Source organism: Halobaculum litoreum (genome assembly GCF_030127125.1).
GTDB classification, from domain to species: Archaea; Halobacteriota; Halobacteria; order Halobacteriales; family Haloferacaceae; genus Halobaculum; species Halobaculum litoreum.
In genome coordinates this window covers 618,336-632,283 of sequence record NZ_CP126156.1, presented here as the reverse complement: position 1 = coordinate 632,283, position 13,948 = coordinate 618,336, and the positions used below count along the sequence as shown (strand labels likewise).

Genomic DNA, 13,948 nt, shown 5'->3' with positions numbered 1-13,948 from the left:
CCCCCGGCGGAGACGGCCGTCCTCGTCGACTGTCCGGCGGGCGCCGCGTCCGACGCCGTCGCCCCGCTGCGCGCCGCCGACGGCGTCCTCGTCGTCACCGAGGCGTGCGCGGCCGCGGCGCGGGACACGGCGAAGACCGTCGCCGTCGCCCGGCGACTGGGGACGCCCGTCGTCGGCGCGGTGGTCTCCCGCGCGACGGTCGCGCCGCCGGGGCTGTCGGCCCTGCTGGGCTGTCGTGTCCTCGCGACGGTGCCGCGGGTCGACCCGCCGGTCGTGGGGTCGGAACGGATCGAATCGACGTACGACGCGCTCGCGACGGCGCTGGCGGGGACGGCGGCGGTCCCGGAAAAATCCCGTCGGATCGCGTGAGAAACGATTATCACACAGCGGTTCGTCAGTGTGTCGCATGCAGGAGCGGCTGTCGACCGGGATCGAGGTGCTCGACCGTCGGTTCGACGGCGGGATCCCGGCGGGCAGCATCGTCTCCTTCTCCGCGGACCCGGCCAGCCAGTCGGAGCTGCTGTTGTACGAGCTGACGGCGGCGCGCGGCACGCTGTACCTCACGACGATGCGGTCGGACCAGGCGGTGCGGGACGCGCTGGACCGCACGCGCTCGCGGGTGGGCACCCCGACGGTGCGCGACATCGGCGGCGACGCGCCGCTGGACGCCGCCAACCGGCTCGTCGGGGCGCTCCCCGAGCGGGCGAACCTCATCGTCGACGTGGTCGACCCGCTGGAGCGGACCGACCGCTCGCGCTACCGGCGGTTCCTCACCGAGCTGCAGACCGCGATGGTGAACACGGGCAGCGTCGCCTTCCTCCACGCGATGAAGGGGCGCGACGAGCCCGTGAACCGCGGGATGACCGAGCACGTCGCCGACGTCGTCTGGGACCTCGACACCGAGATCCGCGGGACGGACGTGGTGAACAAGCTGGCCGTGCCGAAGTTCCGCGGCGGGCGCGCGCTCGACGAGACGGTGAAGCTGAAGCTCGAGGAGCAGGTCGCCATCGACACCTCCCGCGACATCGCGTAGTCGGAGTCGGAGGGTTTTCGACCTCGGCGGCCGGCCGACCGGTATGGTCTCAGTCCTCGCCGCGGTCGGGCTCATCGCCGTGGGAACGGCGATCGTCTGGGTCGCCGGCGGCCGCCTCGAATCCGCGAGCGAGCGCCTCGGCGCCCACTACGGCCTCCCCGCGGTCGTGCAGGGCGCGGTGATCGCCGCCATCGGCTCGTCGTTCCCGGAACTGACGAGCGTCGTGTTCTCGGTGTTGCTGTACGACAACTTCGACCTCGGGGTGGGCGCCATCGTCGGCTCGGCGGTGTTCAACATCCTCGTCATCCCGGGGTGGAGCGCGCTCCGCGGCCGCGGGCTCCGCGCCGACCGCGACGTCGTGTACAAGGAGACGCAGTTCTACATGCTCGCGGTCGCGGTCCTGTTGCTCACCTTCTCGCTCGGGGTGATCTACACCCCACAGCCGGTCGCCGACGGGCTCGTCTCGACGCTGACGCGACCGCTGGCGCTCATCCCGCTCGGGCTGTACGCGGTGTACCTGTTCATCCAAGCGCAGGACGTGTCCGACTACGACGCTCCCGACGTCGACGACGTGGACGCGGGCCGGCAGTGGCTGCTCCTCGTCGGGTCGATCCTCGGCATCCTCGTCGGCGTCGAGGCGCTCGTCGAGGCGGCGGTGTCGCTGGAGGCCGCCCTCGGCGTCCCCTCGGCCGTCTGGGGGCTGACCGTCGTCGCCGCCGGGACCAGCCTGCCGGACACCGTCGTCTCGGTGCGGGCGGCCGAGGCCGGCCGCGGGCCGACGAGCCTCGCGAACGTGCTCGGGAGCAACACCTTCGACCTCCTGGTGGCCGTCCCGGTCGGCGTGTTACTCGTGCCCGGCGGGCGCATCGACCTCGACTTCGGCACGGCCGTCCCGATGATGGGCTTCCTGACGATCGCGACGCTCGGGTTCCTCGTCGTCACGCGGACGGACTTAGAGCTGGACCGGCCCGAGGCGATCGCGTTGCTCGCCATGTACGGCGTGTTCCTCGTGTGGATGGTGTTGGAGACGCTCGGCGTGACGCGGCTGGTGCCGGGCGTGTGAGCCGCGCGTTCGGCCGCCGGCGCTACAACAGTCGTCCCTCGGCGACGGGGACGACGCCGCCCCCACCTCGACCGCGGGGGCGCCGTCCACGTCGCGCTCGGCGCGGATCCGGAGGCGGGAGGGGCGGCCCAGTTCGTACCCCTGTTCGACCGTCGCCGCGACCGGCCCGTCGCCGAGCCACCCGTGTTCGAGCAGCCAGCCGGCGAGACAGCCGGCCGCCGACCCGGTCGCGGGGTCCTCGGGGACGCCGGCGTAGTCGGCGAACACCCGGGCGTGGAGGTCGCCGCCGTCGACGCCGCCGCGCGCGACGACGAGGAGGTTGTGCTCGCCGACCGCGTCGAGCAGGTCGGTGTAGGCGGGGTCGGTCGTCGCGGCCCGCTCGACGGCCGCGACCGACGTGAGGGGGACGACCAGCGTCGGGAGCCCGGTCGACACCGACCGAACGGGCGCGCGGCGGTCGACGTCAGCGGCGTCGAGGCCGAGCGCGGGGGCGACCAGTTCGGGCGCGACGCTGCCGCCGAGGTCCGGGGTGATCTGTCGCATCCAGTACTCCTCGCGGCCGTCGCGCGCCTCGACCCACACGTCGATCGGGCCGACGCCGAGATGGAGGGTGAGGTCGTCCGGCGGGCCGTCGGGCGGGTCGCCGGTGTCGCGCTCGCTAACTCCACCGCCACCGCCACCGCCGACGAGTTCGCGCAGGACCGCGGCCGTGCCGAGCGTCGGGTGGCCCGCGAACGGGATCTCCTCGGCCGGGTCGAAGATCCGCACGTCGTAGCCGGCCCCGTCCCCGTCGTCGGCGCGGGGCCCGTCGACGAAGGTGCACTCGGAGAAGTTCGTCTCGCGGGTGAGCGCGAGCGCCGCCGCGGCGTCGACGTCGGCGGCGTCGTGGAACACGGCCAGTTGGTTGCCGGTGAAGCGCTCGCCGCCGCGGGTGAACACGTCGACGACGTGGAAGCGGTGTCCGGTCACGCCTCGGGATGCGGCGGCGTTCGACAAGGCGGTATCGGCGCCGTGCGAGGCGTTCTCGCGGGTGTTCGTGGAGCGCGCCGCTTAACCGGCTCCAGTCGGTATCCGGGTGCAATGAGCCAGCGGACCGAGGGCGACCTCACCAAGACGGGGATGTCGCTCAAACACGACCGCGAGTGGGACTACGAACTCGACCGCATCGTCGAGGCGGTCGAGGAGCGCGACGCCGACAAGGTCGGCCTCCAGTTCCCGGAGGGGCTGAAGCGCCGCGCGCCCGCGGTCGCCGACGACCTCCGCGAGCTGACCGACGACGTCACCTACCTCATCTCCGGGCAGCCGTGCTACGGCGCGTGCGACCTCGACACCTACCTCATGCGCCGGTGTGACGTGTTCGTCCACTTCGGCCACTCGCCGATGAAGGAGTCGGACAAGATCATCTACGTCCCGCTGTTCTCGAACGTCGACCCCTTCCCGATCATGGAGGAGTCGCTGGCGGAGCTCGCGGACCCCGAGGACGACCCCGACGTGGGCCTCGTCACGACGGCCCAGCACATGAACCTCTTCGGCGACATGGTCGACTGGCTGGAGGAGCGCGGCTACGAGGTGCACACCCGCCGCGGCGACGACCGCCTCACCCACGAGGGGCAGGTGCTCGGCTGCAACTACGCCTCCGCCGACATCGACGCCGACCAGGTACTGTACGTCGGCGGCGGGAAGTTCCACCCGCTCGGCCTCGCGATGGAACACCCCGACAAGACGGTCGTCATCGGCGACCCCGTCAACAACGTCGTGAAGGTCGCCGACACCGAGAAGTTCCTCAAGCAGCGCTACGGCGCCGTCCACCGCGCGATGGACGCCGACACGTTCGGCGTCATCTTCTGCACGAAGATCGGGCAGGGTCGCTGGGAGAAGGCCGAGGAGATCGTCGAGGAGAACGACAACGCCCACCTCATCACGATGGACGAGGTGACGCCGGACCGCCTCCGCAACTTCGACTTCGACGCGTTCGTCAACACCGGCTGTCCGCGCATCACGACCGACGACGGCCCCCGCTTCCACAAGCCGATGCTCACGCCCGGCGAGTACGAGATCGCGGTGGGCAACGAGCCGCTGGAGAACCTGGAGTTCGACACGTTCCACGGCACCTGGTAGGTCGCCCGGTCGCCGGCTACCCGCCGGCGGTGCCCGATTCCGTCACCGTCCCCGATTCCGTCACCGTTCCCGATTCCGTCTCCGTCCCCGATTCCGTCGCCGTTCCCGATTCCGTCGCCGTTCCCGGCTCGGCTTCGTGTGCGGTGACTCGGTACGACTCCCCCGCGTAGCGGAACGTCCGGGGCTCGCTCACGCCGAAGGGCGGGACCGCCCCGTTCGGCTCCACCAAGCGCACGCGGTCGACACCCGCCTCGAACGCCGGGAGCGTCTTCCGCAACAGCGGGTCGCGGACGATCTGTTCGGCGATCCTGCGCTCGGCGGTCGGCTCGTCGACGCGCTCGACGACGAACACGCACGGCCGGGTGTCCTCGCCGGAGGGCACGTCGGTGCGGACTGTCACCGTCGAGCCGTCGCGGGTCGTCTCCGTCACCGAACTGTCGAGCGTCGGCGTCAGGGGGTCGCCCGACAGGACGAACCGAACCGCCAGCCTCGTCGACTCCGTGTACCGTTGCCCCTCGAACGAGCCGTCGGTCTCGAAGGCGTACGTCCCGCCGCCGAGGCGGTCGGTGGTGATCGCGTCCCCGGCCCCCTCGCCCGCCGCCGACTCGTCGTCGCCGCCGACGACGAGCGTCCACGTTTCCGTCCCGCCCGGCGGAAGGAACGAGAGTGGCTGCGGGACGATCCGCGGCGCGACGTAGAACCACGAGCCGTCGACACGTTTCCACAGCCCCCAGTCGTACGGGTTGTACGCGAACCGGCGGTCGCTGTCGTTGACGAGCGAGAACCGGAACGTCGCGGCCGGGAGCCCGCCCGACCGGGGCTCGGCCACCAGTCGAACGGGGTCCGTCGGTCGCTCTGATCCCCACCAGACCACGCGCGCGACCGTGTCGTCGGGCGGGGGGCCGCCGGCCTCGCCGGCCGGGACGCCGAGTTCGGGGTCGGTCGTCGACGACTCGGCCGTGTCGGCGGGCGGCGCCGACCGGGTCGCGCTCGCGGCCGAGTCGCCAGCGGGCGCGAGACAGCCGGCCGCGCCGAGCGCGACCGACGCGAGGAGGGCGCGTCTGTGCACACCGCCGGCTCGCCGAGCCGCGGTAAGTGTCTTCGGGAGATCACGATCACAAGCTATTCACGCTCGGCGACGCCTTCGCCGACGATGCCCTCCACACGCACGCTCGTCGGCGCCGCCGGCGCGGCCGTCGCGCTCGCGGCCGTCGCCGTCGGGAGCGCCGCCGCACAGTCCGGCGTCCGGGACCCGGCGACGGGACTCGACGCCGGGGCGGCTGTCCTCCTCGACTTCGGCGTCGGCCTCGTCGTCTACCTCCTGCTCGGCGGCGTCCTCGTCGCCGTCAAGCCCGCGTACGCCACGGCGAAGGTTCGGGAGTTCCGCGACGACCCTGGCGAGACGGTCGTCTGGGGGCTGATCACCGGCATCGGCGTGCCGATCGTGTTGGTGCTGATCGGGCTCACCGTGATCGGGCTCCTGATCGCCATCCCCGGCATGTTCGTCCTCGCCGCGATGGGGATCCTCGGCACGGCGGTCGTCGTCGTGGTGGTCGGGACCGCCGTCACGAGGGACGGCGGCGAGCCCGGCGGGACGGAGGTGCTGGTGGGCGCGCTGGTGTTCGCGGCGCTGACGGCGCTGCCGCTCGTAGGCGGCCTGATCAACTCGCTCGCCACGCTCCCCGGCCTCGGGATGGTCGGACGCGACCTGAACCGGGCGTGGGACGGGGACTAACTCGACCGGTAGCCGAACGTCTGTGCGTCGAGGAGGTCGACGCACTCCGCGATGTTGTCGCGCATCGCCGCGAACTCCAGGGTCCGGTGTACTCCCGTCTCCATGTCACTCGGTGTCGTGCTCTCCGGCATATGCTTTGGGGCGAAGGCCCCACGACTGATAGTTAGGAGCCGGGTTCCCGACGGTAGCCGGCGTGAAACGTCGTCCCGAGGGACGATCCGGACGGTCGGATGCGGGACGGGTCCGCCGGGCGAGCCGACACGCCTTACTGCCCCCTCCGGGAACCGGGGGCCATGAGCGACACGAGCGACCCGCGGATCGCGTCCGACTGGGGCGACTGGCTCCCGCGAACGATCGAGGCCGCCGAACCCGACGGCGTGGCCGTCTGGTACCTCGGCTGCAACGGCTTCGTCCTGAAGGGGAGCGACGAGACGAGCGTCTGGATCGACCCGTACGTCGGCCTCGGCGACCCGCCGCGGACGGTGCGGATGATCCCCGTCCCGTTCGACCCCCACGACGTGTACGACGCCGACGCGGTGCTGGCGACCCACGAGCACACCGACCACACCCACGGCCCGTCGCAGGCGCCGATCCTCGCGAACTCCGGGGCGCCGTTCTACGCGGCCGACGACTCCCTCGCCGTGACCGAGACGGAGGGGTGGACCGACGGCTGGGACGTGGATCCCGACCAGCTGAACGAGGTCGACGAGGGCGACTCGTTCTCGGTGGGCGGGTTCGAGATCGACGTGGTCGAGGTCGCCGACGCGGACGCGACCCACCCCGTCGGCTACGTGATCCGGTACGGCGACACCACGGTCTTCCACGGCGGCGACACCAAGCCCCACGACGGCTTCGCCGATCTGGGCGAGACGTACGACGTCGACCTCGCGGTCGTCGCGTTCGGCTCCGTCGGCCGGGTCCCGGACAAGGAGACCCGCGAACCGCAGCGCACTCGGTGGTACTGCGACGAGAACCAGGCCGTCGAGATCGCCGAGGCGCTCCGGGCCGACCGGCTGCTCCCGAGCCACTGGGACATGTGGAAGGGGCTGACCGCCGACCCGACGGCCCTCCACGAGCACGTCCGGAGCTTCGCGTTCCCCGAGCGGCTCGAGGTCGTCGAGATCGGCGACCGGATCGACCTCTGAGACGCCGGGCCTCGACCGCGGCCGCCCGCAGTGCGGCCGGACGCGTCCGAACAGCGGGGTTTTTCATCCCCCTGTCCACAGTCGGGGCGTATGGACCACGCACTCGCCGTCGTCGGGCCGACCGAGACCGCCAAGACGCTGACCCGCGAGGCGGGCGAACTCGCCGCCGGCGTCGACGCGACGCTCACCCTGTTGCACGTCACCGACGAGGACGAGTACGACGAACAGCGCGAGCAGCTCCAGCAGGTGACGCGCGGCGACTCCACGTACAGCGTCGGGCAGGCCGTCGAGGGGGCCCGCGCGTACGCCTCCGACATCGGCCGCGAGGTGCTGGAGGGGGTCGGCATCGAGTACGAGGCGGTCGGCAGCGTCGGCGAGCGGGCCGAGACGGTGCTGCGGGAGGCGCGCGAGCGCGACTGCGACCACGTGTTCGTCACCGGCGCGAAGCGCTCCCCGACGGGGAAGGCCCTGTTCGGCGACGACACCCAGCGGATCATCCTCGAGGCCGACCGACCGGTGACCGTCGTCACCGAGTGAGCCACGGTCGGTGAGGCGTCCCGGGTGAGGCGTCCCGGGCGAACCGACGCGGGCCCGTCGACCGCGACCCGCGGCCCACGTTCCGACCCGAGCGATAATCGGCCCGGTGGCTTTTTATACCGAGTGAGGTACGGTGTATCCATGAGTCAGGGGCCCGACGCAGACGGCGGCGTCACCGTCGAGGGGGACGGTGTGACCGTCGACAAGCGGTACAGCGCCGACGAGTTCCCCGTACCCGCCATCGAGTTCACCCTCCGCTCCGACCGGGACGAGCCGACGGAGTTCAGTCTCGTCGACCACATCCCGGAGGACTTCCCGATGGACCGCATCGGGTTCCACCCGGAGTACGAGTCCGAGCACTGGACCGCCTACCAGGACCACCGCGTCGAGTACCGACGCCGGCTCGACCCCGGCGAGGAGGTCGTCACCGTCTACGGCATCCGGATGGACGACCCCGACGCCGAGGACGGGTCGCGGTTCCTCACGGAGCCGACCGTCGAGGAGGTGGCGGAGGGGGACGACCCCGTCGGCGACGTGGCCGACGTGCTCGGCGACGACTCCTCGCAGGCCGTCCGCGACGTGCTCGCCGGCGGCGACGGCGGGGACGACGACGGCGGGCTGGATCTGGCGGCCGCCGAGGACGACCTCGGCGTCGCCGACGCGCCCGACGGGGACGACGACCCGCTCGGGCTCGACGACGAGGCCGCCGAGGCGGACGACGACCTCGGGGACTCGCCGGCCGACGAGCCGCTCGACCTCGGCGACGACGAGGCGGAGGCGACGGACGAGGACGACGACGAGTACGAGGACGACGACGCGGAGGCGGTCGCCGAGGCGGACGACGAGGCGCCGGAGCCGCTCGACCTCGACGGCGAGGAGCCGGACGAGGTCGACGCCGACGAGGGGGACGGCGACCCCGACGACGACGTGCCGGCGGACGAGCCGCTCGACCTCGGCGGCGACGGTGTCGACGTGGACGACGATGCCGCAGACGCCGACGCCGACGACGAGGACGAGGCGGCGGACGACGTCGCGCCCGCGACCCCCGCGGCCGGCGTCGCCGCCGGCGGCGTCGCGGCCGCGCTCGCGGAGGAGCTCCGCTCCGGGAACGTCTCGGAGGCGGACCGGGCGGTGCTGAAGGAGGAGCTGGAGCTCGACTACTCGACGAGCGTCGACGCGCGGATCGCCCGCCTCCAGTCGAAGGTCGAGGACATGGCCGCCTACGCCGACGCGATGGAGGAGTTCATCGACGAGAACGGCATCGCGAGCGAGTGGATGGACGGGCTGCAGGCGGATCTCGACGCGCTGGACGAGTCGCTCGACGAGACGTGGAGCGAACTCGACGCCGCCGCGGACGAGCGCGAGACGCTCCACGACGACGTGGAGACGCTCCGCTCGGACGTCGCCTCCGCCAACGAGGAGGTCGACGCCGTCTGGGACGAGGTCGACGGCTGGGGCGACGACCTCGCGGAGACGGAGGAGGCGCTGGAGGCGTCGCTGTCTGAGGTGCGCGCTGACCTCGACGACCTCGCCGAGGAGGTCGCCGACGAGGACGAGGCGGTCGCCGAGATCCGCGAGGAGGTCGCCTCCGTCGCCGACGACGTGGAGTCCGTCTCGGCGATGGTCGACGACGAACTGTCGGAGGTGCGCGCCGAGATGGAGGCCGTCCACGACGAACTGGCCGAGTTCGAGCAGTTCCGCGAGCGCCTCTCGTCGGTGTTCGGTCCCGGCGGCGCGGGCGGCGCGGGCGGTGCGGACGGCGCCGGCGTCGACGGCGAGGCGGCCAACGAGGAGTAGCGACCGGGCGCGCGGTCGAAACGCGCCGCTTTTGCACGGGGGTTCCCACGTTCCGCCAATGAGCAGACCCGTCTCCGTCGCCGTGCCCCGCAAGGGGCGGCCGCTGGAGGCCACCCTCGAACGGTTCGCGGCGGTCGCGGGCGAGGACGCGACCGCGCTCGCGGACGAGGACGCGACCGCGCTCGCGGACGACGTCTCCTCGACGCTCCGCTACGAGAAGGCGGTGACGAAGGGCCGACAGGCCGACGACCGCGGGGTGTACGAGCGGCTCGCCGCCTACAGCGACCCCGACGGCCGCGGGCCGGAGTACACGCTGATGCGCGACGACCGCGAGGGCCACCCGCGCCGGATCGTGTTCGACTCCGCGCTCGTCGACGTCGACGGTACCACGGTCCGGCTGGTCGGCCGCGAGGAGCCGTTCCGCGCGCTGCGCACCCACGACGTCGCGCTGGGGTTCGACTCGGCGGACCTCGTCCTCGAGGAGGTCGTCGGACTGGAGCCGGAGGGGGTCGCCGACCTCGCGGACGTGAACGCCCGGATCGACCCCCGAGACACCGACGTCCGCGTCGCGACGGGGCTCGGCGACACGGTCCGCCACACGCTGATGGCGACGCCGGACGCGGTCCCGGACGGCGAGGACCTCGACCGCGCGTTCGTCGCCGACTACGAGGGGCCGCTGTGCATCTCGCCCCGCTACGAGCGCCTCGTGGAGGCGGTCATCGGCACCGACGCGCTCGCCGGCGTGGAGTTCGTCTACCCCGACGCCGGGCAGGAGGAGGAGGCCGCCATCGCCGAGGCGGGCGTGGGCGTCTACCTCACCGTCACGGGCGGCACCGCGCGCGAGCACGGGCTCGTGCTCGGCGAGGACCTGTTCCCCAGCGAGACGGTGCTCATGGAGAACGAGGCGGAGGCGACCAAGGCGACCCGGTCGCTGGAGATCGCGCTCGCCAGCGGCGTCGAGACGGCGCTCGCGCCGGAGTAGCGGGGGAACAACCGCCGGGCGGGCGGGAGCGGGGAATCGACGGCGGCGCGGGCGCCGTTGCGTGCGGCGTCGCGGAGTCGCGAGCAACGGACAACGTTATGGGAGCCGCATCGGTACAGCGCGTCGATGAGTGGCTCCCCCGCACACGTGGTGTGCGTCGACGACGACAGGGGGATCCGGCAACTGGTCGCGGAGCGACTGCGCCGGTCGCTCGACGACGTGACCGTCACGACCGTGGCGGGTCCCGACGACGCCGAGGCGGTCGTCGCGGCCGGGGACCCCCCGGTCGACTGCGTCGTGAGCGACTACGAGCTGCCCGGGCGCGACGGCCTCGACCTCCTCGCGAGCGTGCGCGAGCGCTGGCCGGACCTCCCGTTCCTGCTGTTCACCGGGCGCGGGAGCGAGGAGGTCGCGAGCGACGCGATCTCCGCCGGCGTCACCGACTACGTCCGTAAGGGCGGGAGCGACTCGTACACGCAGTTGGCCGACCGCGTGGAGGCGGCGGTGGATCGTCGCCGGACGGAGGCGGCCCTCCGGGCGGAGCGACGGCTGTTCGGCACCGTGCTGGAGACCACCCCCAACGGCGTCCTCCTCGTGGACACCGACGGCGACGACATCGTGTACGCCAACCGCCGGGCACGGGAGATCCTCCGGCTCGGGGGCGACGGGGACCCCCGGAGCGGCCCGGTGTCGGAGCCGCCCGGCGAGACGTACCCGGCGCCGACGTGGGAGTACGTCGACCTCGGCGGCCGCTACACGACCGGCGAGTCCGCCTACGAGACGGCGGCTCGAACGGGCGAGGCGGTGTACGACGTCCGCCACGCGATCGCGTTCCCCGACGGGACCCGCCGTCTGATCGCCGCGGACGCGGCGCCGGTGTCGGAGGGCCGCGAGACGGAGTACGTCGTCGTCGCCGTCGCCGACGTCACCGACTCGGAGACGGAGCGCGCCCGCGCCGAGCGCCACCGCGTCCTCGTCGAGCACGCCGACGACGCGATGGCCGTGCTGGAGGACGGCCGCTACCGGCTCGTCAACGAGGCGTGCGGCGACCTCCTCGGCGTGTCGCCGGAGGCGGCGGTGGGGTCGACCGACCGGGACCTCCTGCCGTCGGACGTGGCGTCGGCGCTCGCGGACCACTCCGAGCGCGCCGTCGAGGCGGGGGCGGCCGTCTCCCAGCGCGTCGAGGTCGTCTGCGGGGAGCGGACGCGGACGTTCGAGGTGCTGCACGTCCCCCGCGAGTCGGTCGTCGGCGCCGACACCAGCGTCGCGCGCGTCTGTCGCGAGGTGTCCGAACAGGCCGAGCGGGAACGGCTGCTCCGCGAGGAGCGCGACCGGCTGGAGTCGCTCGCCGGCGCCGTCGCCCACGACGCGCGCAACGCGATCCGCTCATCTCGGGGCGGACCGACCTCGCGCGCGAGGCGACCGCCCCCGGCGACGAGGCGGTGCGGCGGAACCTCGACGCGGTCGACAGCGGCGTCGAACGCCTGTTCGAGCTGGTGGCCTCCCTGGAGTCGCTCCGGGGCGTGAACGACCCGGTCACCGACGCCTCGCCGGTCTCGATCGCCGACGCCGCGGCCGACGCCTGGACGACCGTCGACGCCCCGTCGGCCACCCTGACGGTGGCCGCCGACACCGTCGTCGAGGCCGACCCGAAGCGGCTGCGGGCGCTGTTGGAGAACCTCTTCCGCAACGCGGTCGAACACGCCGGCGAGTCGGTCGCCGTGACCGTCGACCGCGTCGACGAGTCGGGGTTCGCGGTCGCCGACGACGGCCCGGGGATCCCCCCGGACGAACGCGACCGCGTGCTCGAGTTCGGCTACACCGGTGGAACCGGGACGGGGCTCGGGCTGGGCATCGTCTCCGGGATCGCGGAGGCGCACGGCTGGTCGGTGACGGTCACCGACTCCGCCGACGGCGGCGCGCGCTTCGAGTTCCGGCCGGAGACCATCGACTCGTTCGTCTCCTGATCGGCCCCCCGACCACCGACCGACGCCGACTCCACAGCCGCGCGTCCGTCCCCTGCTGCCGGCCCGGTCTCGGCACCGATTCGATATAGCGAGATGGCGTGTACGCGACGGACGACCGCCGGGTTTCTGTCGGCTGTAGGCCGACGCTATTCGGGTCGAACCGGCAGACTGACACCGGAACACCCGGAAGCGACCGGCGTGTTCGACTCCCTCTTCGCCGACGGCCGACAGCCCGTGATCGGAATGGTTCACCTCCCCCCGCTGCCCGGCGCGCCGAAGTTCGACGGCGACCGGGCCGGGGTCGTCGCGGCCGCCGAGCGCGACGCCGAGCGCCTCGCCGCCGGCGGCGTCGACGCGGTCATGGTGGAGAACTTCGGCGACGCCCCGTTCTACCCGGACGACGTCCCCAAACACGTGGTCGCGAGCATGACCCGCGCGACCCGGGCGGTCGTCGAGACGGTGGACGTGCCCGTGGGCGTGAACGTCCTCCGGAACGACGGCGACGCCGCCCTCTCGGTCGCGGCCGCCGCCGGCGGCGACTTCGTCCGGATCAACGTCCACACCGGGGCGCGCGTCACCGACCAGGGCGTCATCGACGGGAAGGCCCACGAGACGATGCGCCTCCGCGAGCGCCTCGGCGCGGACGTGGCCGTCCTCGCCGACCACGACGTGAAACACTCCGCACCCATCGCGGCCCGCGGCTTCACCGCGGAGTCGGTCGCCGACGGCGTCGAACGCGGCCTCGCGGACGGGGTCGTCGTCAGCGGCACCGGCACCGGCCACGAGACCGACCGCTCGGACCTCGAACACGCCGTCGAGCGCCGCGACGCGAACGACCTCGACACCCCGGTGGTCGTCGGCAGCGGCGTCACCGCCGACACGGTCGGGGACCTGCTCGACCTCGCGGACGGCGTCATCGTGGGGACCGCGCTCAAGGAGGACGGCGACGTCGGCGAGCCGGTGTCGGTCGAGCGCGTCCGCGAACTGGTCGAGGCCGCCCGGAACTGAACCGGGCGCCGGGGACCGTGGAACGCCCGAGTGAGTGGGTTCCGGACGGACTCGAATCCGTCGAGGGGATCGCGGTACAGCGGCGGGAATCGGAGCTACCGGTCCGCGAGGAACGACCGGACCGCCGCCCGCGTCGCCAGCCCGCCGCGGGCGCCCTCGGCGGCGACGTTGTGTGCGGCCGCCGCCGCGGCGAACCGCCCCGCCTCGCGCGGGGGCACGCCCGCGAGGATCCACCGGTCGATCAGCGCGGCGGCGTACGCGTCGCCGGCGCCGGTCTCGTCGACCACGGACACGTCGAACGCCGGCAGTTCGTACACACCCGAGTCGTTGGCCAGCACGGCGCCGGCGGCCCCGGACGTGGCGGCGACGCGGTGGGCGCCTCGGTCGCGGGCCCGCGGCGGCGGCCCGACCCGTACAGCCGAGGTACGACTCGGCGGCCACGTCGCCGACGACGAACAGGTCCGCCGCCTCGACCCAGCGGTCGATCGTCGCCTCGCTCGCGCCCCGCCCGGCCAACTCCGGCAGCGGCCCCGAGAGGTCGAACACGACCGGCGGCGCGTCGG

At 73.0% G+C, this 13,948-nt stretch carries 15 protein-coding genes; 12 read left to right on the top strand and 3 right to left on the bottom strand.

Annotated elements, in window-relative coordinates:
- Positions 1-180: 180 nt before the first annotated feature.
- Genes P0R35_RS03330 through P0R35_RS03320 form a run of 3 tightly spaced genes read left to right on the top strand, consistent with a single transcriptional unit; the run spans position 181 to position 2,096 of the window.
- Positions 181-369, top strand: coding sequence for a hypothetical protein (locus P0R35_RS03330; protein WP_284013815.1), 189 nt, complete (start codon positions 181-183; stop codon positions 367-369).
- Positions 370-406: 37 nt separating this feature from the next.
- On the top strand, positions 407-1,033 hold the full coding sequence (locus P0R35_RS03325) for a DUF7125 family protein (RefSeq protein WP_284013814.1): 627 nt from the start codon (positions 407-409) through the stop codon (positions 1,031-1,033).
- Positions 1,034-1,076: 43 nt separating this feature from the next.
- Complete coding sequence (locus P0R35_RS03320) at positions 1,077-2,096, top strand: sodium:calcium antiporter (protein WP_284013813.1); 1,020 nt, start codon at positions 1,077-1,079, stop codon at positions 2,094-2,096.
- On the opposite strand, the gene P0R35_RS03315 is transcribed toward P0R35_RS03320, so the two are convergent.
- The gene (locus tag P0R35_RS03315; RefSeq protein ID WP_284013812.1) at positions 1,986-3,065 is read right to left on the bottom strand and encodes a PhzF family phenazine biosynthesis protein; all 1,080 of its coding nucleotides are present in this window, start codon (positions 3,063-3,065) and stop codon (positions 1,986-1,988) included. The genes P0R35_RS03320 and P0R35_RS03315 overlap by 111 nt on opposite strands.
- Positions 3,066-3,176: 111 nt before the next feature.
- Between P0R35_RS03315 and dph2 the strand changes: the two genes are divergently transcribed.
- Positions 3,177-4,214: a diphthamide biosynthesis enzyme Dph2 gene (gene dph2, locus P0R35_RS03310; RefSeq protein WP_284013811.1), complete on the top strand. Its 1,038-nt coding sequence runs from the start codon at positions 3,177-3,179 to the stop codon at positions 4,212-4,214.
- Between the two features lie 16 nt (positions 4,215-4,230).
- Here dph2 and P0R35_RS03305 read toward each other — a convergent pair whose 3' ends face one another.
- Positions 4,231-5,283, bottom strand: a complete 1,053-nt coding sequence (locus P0R35_RS03305) for a hypothetical protein (RefSeq protein ID WP_284013810.1) — start codon at positions 5,281-5,283, stop codon at positions 4,231-4,233.
- A gap of 84 nt (positions 5,284-5,367) precedes the next feature.
- Here P0R35_RS03305 and P0R35_RS03300 point away from each other — a divergent pair, with 84 nt between their 5' ends.
- The 8 genes from P0R35_RS03300 to P0R35_RS03265 all read left to right on the top strand — a co-directional run bounded on the left by P0R35_RS03300 (position 5,368) and on the right by P0R35_RS03265 (position 13,385).
- Complete coding sequence (locus P0R35_RS03300; RefSeq protein WP_284013809.1) at positions 5,368-5,949, top strand: DUF8173 domain-containing protein; 582 nt, start codon at positions 5,368-5,370, stop codon at positions 5,947-5,949.
- Positions 5,950-6,242: 293 nt separating this feature from the next.
- Positions 6,243-7,094 (top strand): MBL fold metallo-hydrolase, encoded by an 852-nt coding sequence (locus tag P0R35_RS03295; protein WP_284013808.1) that lies wholly within the window; start codon positions 6,243-6,245, stop codon positions 7,092-7,094.
- A gap of 90 nt (positions 7,095-7,184) precedes the next feature.
- Positions 7,185-7,631: a universal stress protein gene (locus P0R35_RS03290; protein WP_284013807.1), complete on the top strand. Its 447-nt coding sequence runs from the start codon at positions 7,185-7,187 to the stop codon at positions 7,629-7,631.
- Between the two features lie 141 nt (positions 7,632-7,772).
- On the top strand, positions 7,773-9,428 hold the full coding sequence (locus tag P0R35_RS03285; protein WP_284013806.1) for a hypothetical protein: 1,656 nt from the start codon (positions 7,773-7,775) through the stop codon (positions 9,426-9,428).
- Between the two features lie 58 nt (positions 9,429-9,486).
- Positions 9,487-10,410, top strand: a complete 924-nt coding sequence (locus P0R35_RS03280) for a phosphoribosyltransferase HisG-related protein (protein ID WP_284013805.1) — start codon at positions 9,487-9,489, stop codon at positions 10,408-10,410.
- Positions 10,411-10,536: 126 nt separating this feature from the next.
- Positions 10,537-11,937, top strand: a complete 1,401-nt coding sequence (locus tag P0R35_RS03275) for a PAS domain-containing response regulator (RefSeq protein WP_284013804.1) — start codon at positions 10,537-10,539, stop codon at positions 11,935-11,937.
- A complete protein-coding gene (locus P0R35_RS03270) occupies positions 11,907-12,377 on the top strand; it encodes a sensor histidine kinase (RefSeq protein ID WP_284013803.1) in 471 nt (156 codons plus the stop codon). The genes P0R35_RS03275 and P0R35_RS03270 overlap by 31 nt, the downstream gene beginning before the upstream one ends.
- Before the next feature lie 243 nt (positions 12,378-12,620).
- Positions 12,621-13,385, top strand: coding sequence for a BtpA/SgcQ family protein (locus P0R35_RS03265; RefSeq protein WP_284014689.1), 765 nt, complete (start codon positions 12,621-12,623; stop codon positions 13,383-13,385).
- A gap of 95 nt (positions 13,386-13,480) precedes the next feature.
- Here P0R35_RS03265 and P0R35_RS03260 read toward each other — a convergent pair whose 3' ends face one another.
- Positions 13,481-13,723 carry a PfkB family carbohydrate kinase gene (locus P0R35_RS03260; RefSeq protein WP_284013802.1) on the bottom strand — a complete coding sequence of 81 codons (243 nt, stop codon included), beginning with the start codon at positions 13,721-13,723 and terminating at the stop codon, positions 13,481-13,483.
- Positions 13,724-13,948: the final 225 nt, after the last annotated feature.

What these genes read in the sequence shown, in the direction of transcription:
- P0R35_RS03325 (WP_284013814.1), top strand. Translation starts at nt 407, where the DNA reads ATGCAGGAGCGGCTGTCGACCGGGATCGAGGTGCTCGACCGTCGGTTC.
- P0R35_RS03320 (WP_284013813.1), top strand. Translation starts at nt 1,077, where the DNA reads ATGGTCTCAGTCCTCGCCGCGGTCGGGCTCATCGCCGTGGGAACGGCG.
- dph2 (WP_284013811.1), top strand. Translation starts at nt 3,177, where the DNA reads ATGAGCCAGCGGACCGAGGGCGACCTCACCAAGACGGGGATGTCGCTC.
- P0R35_RS03300 (WP_284013809.1), top strand. Translation starts at nt 5,368, where the DNA reads ATGCCCTCCACACGCACGCTCGTCGGCGCCGCCGGCGCGGCCGTCGCG.
- P0R35_RS03295 (WP_284013808.1), top strand. Translation starts at nt 6,243, where the DNA reads ATGAGCGACACGAGCGACCCGCGGATCGCGTCCGACTGGGGCGACTGG.
- P0R35_RS03290 (WP_284013807.1), top strand. Translation starts at nt 7,185, where the DNA reads ATGGACCACGCACTCGCCGTCGTCGGGCCGACCGAGACCGCCAAGACG.
- P0R35_RS03285 (WP_284013806.1), top strand. Translation starts at nt 7,773, where the DNA reads ATGAGTCAGGGGCCCGACGCAGACGGCGGCGTCACCGTCGAGGGGGAC.
- P0R35_RS03280 (WP_284013805.1), top strand. Translation starts at nt 9,487, where the DNA reads ATGAGCAGACCCGTCTCCGTCGCCGTGCCCCGCAAGGGGCGGCCGCTG.
- P0R35_RS03275 (WP_284013804.1), top strand. Translation starts at nt 10,537, where the DNA reads ATGAGTGGCTCCCCCGCACACGTGGTGTGCGTCGACGACGACAGGGGG.
- P0R35_RS03265 (WP_284014689.1), top strand. Translation starts at nt 12,621, where the DNA reads ATGGTTCACCTCCCCCCGCTGCCCGGCGCGCCGAAGTTCGACGGCGAC.